The organism is Ideonella azotifigens (assembly GCF_006519715.1).
Classification (GTDB): domain Bacteria; phylum Pseudomonadota; class Gammaproteobacteria; order Burkholderiales; family Burkholderiaceae_C; genus Ideonella; species Ideonella azotifigens.
This window is the reverse complement of the sequence record NZ_VIDT01001046.1, coordinates 1-1,377: the sequence shown is the minus strand read 5'-3', so window position 1 is coordinate 1,377 and position 1,377 is coordinate 1. Positions and strand designations below refer to the sequence as shown.

Below are 1,377 nucleotides of genomic sequence, written 5' to 3'. Positions count from 1 at the left end.
GGTGCCAGCGGCGCGCCTTCGATGACGAACGGGCCGTAGACGATCAGCTGGCCTTCGGGCCGCAGCACAGCGGCGGCCAGCCGCATCAGCGCGTCGCAGGCCGGCCAGGGCGAGATGTGCAGCATGTTGGCGCAGAAGAGCAGGTCCTGGCTGGCGGCGGCCACCGGTGCGTCCTCAAGGTCGGCTGGCAGCGTCAGCAGGTCCAGCTGGAATGGCGCTGCGACGTTCGGCAGCGCTGCGCACCACTGGCGCACCGAGGCGAAGTTGCCTTCGTCGGCATCGGTGGGCTGCCAGTGCCAGCCTGGCAAGAGGCCGGCGAACCAGGCCGCGTGCTGGCCGCTGCCGCAGGCGATCTCCAGCGCGTGGCCCTGGGCCGGCAGCAGGCCGAGCAAGGCCTCTCCGATGGGGCCGCGATTGCGCTCGGCGGCGGGGCTGTGGCGAACGGCGGGAAGGTTCATTGCGGCGTGCTGCTGGTCTGCTCGACGCCTGTCATCCAGGCGTGGCGGATCAGGCGCCCGCACTGCGCCGAAGCGTAGCCCTGCTTCTCGCCTTCCTGCTGGCGCGCCAGCACGCCGTACCAGGTCTTGCTCTGGTCGATCCAGGGATAGAAGCCGAAGGCGCCGGCGCTGCTGAAGGCGCCGTCGCCGACCAGGCTGTCGTCCTCGACCCAGTGGCCAACGGCGTAGTGCCAGCTCTCGCTGGTGGGCACCGGGCCGACGATGGCATTGGCCGTGCTGCAGCCGTGGGCCGTGTCCAGCGGGTTGGTGCAGACCGAGGCGTAGCCCAACGCGCCGTTCATCTTCAGCCGGCCGCTCAGGATGGCGCGCAGGAAGGTGGCGTAGCCGTCGGCCGTGGTGTAGACCCCGCCGGCCAGCAGCGGCTGGCCGTAGCCGAAGGTGACGCCCAGCGCCGATGAGACCTCGGTGCCCAGCGCCTGCGCGGTGTAACTGCCCAGGCCCACCAGGCTGGCATGTTTTTCCATGTGGCCGCTGTCGTAGTCGAACTTGCCGGTGGTGCTGGCGTCCTGCAGGCCGCTGGTGGCCGTGCTGTTGAGGCATTCGTCCACGGTCTTGATGCTGTCCGCGCCGCAGGCCAAGGCAGACGAGAGGTTGCCCAGGTTGGTGTAGCCGCTGGTGAAGTGCAGGTAGGGCAGGTCGGCCGTGGCGCTCAGTGCGCTGGCGCTGCCACGGCGCTGCACCACGTAGGCGCCGTAGATCCACTTTGAGGCCGAGGCAATGCTCATCAGCGTGCTCGAGGTGGCGCCCAGCTCGCCGGAGACCATCGCGCCGTCGGCATTGCCTATCTGCCAGAAATACGGGCCCAGCCTGTCGGTGCTGCACAGCGCGTTGTGTTGCGCCGTGGCGCTGGCGGCTGCGG

The 1,377-nt window shown here is 69.9% G+C and carries 2 protein-coding genes; both read right to left on the bottom strand.

All coding sequences use genetic code 11. The features are described from left to right. A partial coding sequence (locus FKP22_RS33165; protein WP_170201185.1) for a DUF938 domain-containing protein occupies window positions 1–458 on the bottom strand: 458 nt, incomplete at its 3' end. After that, window positions 455–1,377: hypothetical protein (locus FKP22_RS33160; RefSeq protein WP_170201184.1), on the bottom strand; the 923-nt coding region annotated here is incomplete at its 5' end. The genes FKP22_RS33165 and FKP22_RS33160, both read right to left, overlap by 4 nt.